This is a genomic window from Peribacillus sp., assembly GCF_059453735.1.
The window spans coordinates 1-3,400 of sequence record NZ_JAZVJO010000111.1 but is presented as its reverse complement, the minus strand read 5'-3'; the positions used below and the strand labels follow the sequence as shown (position 1 = coordinate 3,400).

The following is a 3,400-nucleotide window of genomic DNA, read 5'->3' as shown; positions in this document are numbered from 1 at the left end:
AGTTAATGCCAATAAAAATCAGGATCATGTTTTAAGTTGTTTTTATGGTACAAATTTTCGAATATCCGAAAATGAAAAGCAAATTCATCGAATATCAATGACTGTTCAGGTTCGAATCCATAGCATTCTAAGAATTTTTCTAATAGTGCTGGATTATCAATTTGTTCGAATAGTCCTGATACATATACTTGATAGTGAAAATTCCGATACAAAAAGTCATAACCTGCTGCTTCAAATACATTTTCAATTTCTCTAGATTCCACATTATCACCCCTTATCCTTCCATTATTCCAGATATAAGGTGATTTAAAACGTGCATTTTCTGCAAAAAGAAGAGGAGTCTCAAAAATGAGACTCCTCTGTCTGTTTATTATTTATACATTTCTGCAACTTGTTTCTGTATTTCAGCATCTTCTAGGTATTCGTCATAAGATACTTGCTTATCTACGATACCCTTTGGTGTGATTTCAATAATTCGATTTGCGATGGTTTGCATGAACTGGTGATCATGAGAAGTAAAGAGCATGGAGCCCTTATAGGAGATCAAGCCATTATTCAATGCTGTAATGGATTCTAAATCTAGATGGTTGGTAGGTTCGTCAAGCATAAGAACATTTGCACCGCTTAGCATGGCTCTTGAAAGCATACAACGAACTTTTTCTCCACCAGACAAAACGGATGCTTTCTTTTGTACTTCTTCACCAGAGAATAGCATCCGGCCAAGGAATCCACGTAAGAAGTTTTCACTTTCATCGTTAGGCGAGTATTGTCGCAGCCAATCAATCAGTGTCATATCGCAGCCTTCAAAAAACTCAGCGTTATCTTTTGGTAAATAAGCTTGAGTAGTAGTAATCCCCCATTTAAACGTTCCGCTGTCTGGTTCCATTTCACCAGCTAAAATTTTAAATAAAGTAGATTGTGCATTTTCATCTTGACCTATAAGGGCAATTTTATCCCCTTTATTCATAACGAAGGAAATGTTATCAAGCACTTTTTCACCATTAATTGTTTTTGTAATTCCACTGACTTGCAGCAAATCATTTCCAACCTCACGTTCAGGAGTGAAGTTAACAAAAGGATAACGGCGGGAAGAAGCCTGGATATCATCTAACGAAATTTTGTCTAATAATTTTTTTCTTGAAGTTGCTTGTTTAGACTTTGAGGCATTGGCGCTAAATCGGGCAACAAATGCCTGTAGTTCTTTAATTTTTTCTTCTTTTTTCTTGTTAGAATCTTGAGATAATCGCTGAGCAAGCTGGCTTGATTCATACCAGAAGTCATAATTACCAACGTAGACTTTGATTTTTGCAAAATCAAGGTCAGCAATATGTGTACAGACTTTATTGAGGAAGTGACGGTCATGGGAAACAACAATAACAGTGTTTTCAAAACCGATTAAGAATTCCTCAAGCCATTGGATCGCTTGTAAATCAAGATGGTTGGTAGGCTCATCGAGTAAAAGAACATCTGGTTTACCAAATAGTGCTTGTGCAAGTAAGACTTTAACTTTGTCTCCGCCTGCTAGTTCAGACATCTTTTTATCATGTAGTTCATCTGTAATACCAAGACCTTTTAAAAGAATCGCTGCTTCAGGCTCAGCTTCCCAGCCATTAAGTTCAGCAAATTCGCCTTCTAATTCAGCTGCCTTCATCCCATCTTCATCAGTGAAATCAGCTTTCATATAGATGGCATCTTTTTCTTGCATGACTTGGTACAAACGTTCATGCCCCATCATAACTACTTTCATAACTTCATGTTCTTCATATTCAAAGTGATTTTGTTTTAAAACGGCAAGGCGTTCGCCTGGACCCATATGAACGTCGCCGCTCTGAGCTTCAATTTCACCTGATAATATTTTTAAGAAAGTTGATTTCCCTGCTCCATTGGCGCCAATTAAACCATAGCAATTGCCAGGTGTGAACTTTATATTTACATCTTCAAAAAGCTTGCGATCACCATATCGCAGGCCAACATTATTTACTGTAATCATTTATATACATTCCTCCAAATGACAATATCTATAAAAGTATAACACGGAAGAGGCATAGATAAAAATATTTTCCGGATTTGAATGAGCATTACCAGGCAATTAGGCTGTTTTGATTATGACGTTCAAGTTCCTTTTCTTGTAAATCAATAAACAACTGAGCAAATTCAGGATCCCATTGTGTGCCTTTTCCATCTCTTAAAATGGAAATGGCTTCTTGGGGACTCATGCTTTTCCGGTAAGTACGATCAGAAGTCATGGCATCATAGGCATCAGCCACTGCGATGATACGTCCGAACAACGGGATGTCTTCTCCAGCAAGGCCTTCCGGGTATCCTTTGCCATCAAAGCGTTCATGGTGATACTTAATGCCGGGTACGAGTGAAAGCAGTTCATTCGTCATATTATACTGTTCAAAGATTCCCGCACCAATAACAGGATGTTGTTTTATTTGGTTAAACTCATGATCAGTCAGCTTTCCTGTTTTTAAGAGAATGGCATCTTTAATGCCTATTTTCCCGATATCGTGAACGAGTGCAGATTTTCGTAATTGATCGAGCTGTGCAGGAGCAAGTCCCGCTTGTGCTCCGATTAGTCCTGCATATTCTGCCACTCTGATTGAATGTCCAGCTGTATAAGGGTCTCGGGCATCCAAGGTAGCAGCAAGCATGGTGAATATATTATTTAGCAAGTCCTCATTTTTTTGATCATGTTCCTTAATGGCATCAACCATATGATTAAATCCTGAAAAAAGATGGGAAAACTCATCTGAATAAGGATTTTCAATGGTTTCTAGTTTACCATTCTTTACTGCAAGCATCCCGGTCCTTAATTCTTCAATGGGTTCCTGAAGATTACTCGTTAATAGCAGAGCACCGCCAAAAGCGATAAGAAGTAATATAATCACAATAAAAACGGCGGTCCAGACGAAATCCTTTAGAAAGGAAAAATTAGCTTCATAAGATTTTGCTAGTAAAATGATTCCAGAGAGCATGACAGGAAAAAGGGTTAAGAATATGAAACTAATAAGAATTTTGGTTCGCATTCTTAAAAAAATTCCGGTTTCTAGCGTATTGGTATTTGAATTCATTCGATTCGATGTAATCGTAATGTGGTTGATGATTGGTTTTATGGCATTTAATGAAAGAAAATACTCTATTAGAGCATGCATAGATGTGATGAGAAATGCTCCAAGTAAGGCTAAAAGTAAAAAAGAATAAGGTATCGTTAATAAGTCCAAGTAGATACATAAGGCAGTAAGACTAATTCCAGGTACGGAGATACCTAAAAAGTGAGCACTTAATGATCGATAGACTGCTTTGATTGGATAGACTTGAGCCGTTGAATATGCTCTGATTACTAACTCAATTGAAGGAATGTCCATGCTGAAGTACTTCCTTATCGGAGCTACTT

The 3,400-nt window shown here is 37.4% G+C and carries 3 protein-coding genes; all 3 read right to left on the bottom strand.

The window, feature by feature from the left end:
- Positions 1-2: 2 nt before the first annotated feature.
- A complete protein-coding gene (locus AC52RT_RS03650) occupies positions 3-263 on the bottom strand; it encodes a hypothetical protein (protein WP_475730902.1) in 261 nt (86 codons plus the stop codon).
- Positions 264-370: 107 nt separating this feature from the next.
- Positions 371-1,990, bottom strand: a complete 1,620-nt coding sequence (locus AC52RT_RS03645) for an ABC-F family ATP-binding cassette domain-containing protein (protein WP_495539494.1) — start codon at positions 1,988-1,990, stop codon at positions 371-373.
- Between the two features lie 88 nt (positions 1,991-2,078).
- Positions 2,079-3,400: HD-GYP domain-containing protein (locus AC52RT_RS03640; protein ID WP_495539493.1), on the bottom strand; the 1,322-nt coding region annotated here is incomplete at its 5' end.

What these genes read in the sequence shown, in the direction of transcription:
- AC52RT_RS03645 (WP_495539494.1), bottom strand. Translation starts at nt 1,990, where the DNA reads ATGATTACAGTAAATAATGTTGGCCTGCGATATGGTGATCGCAAGCTT.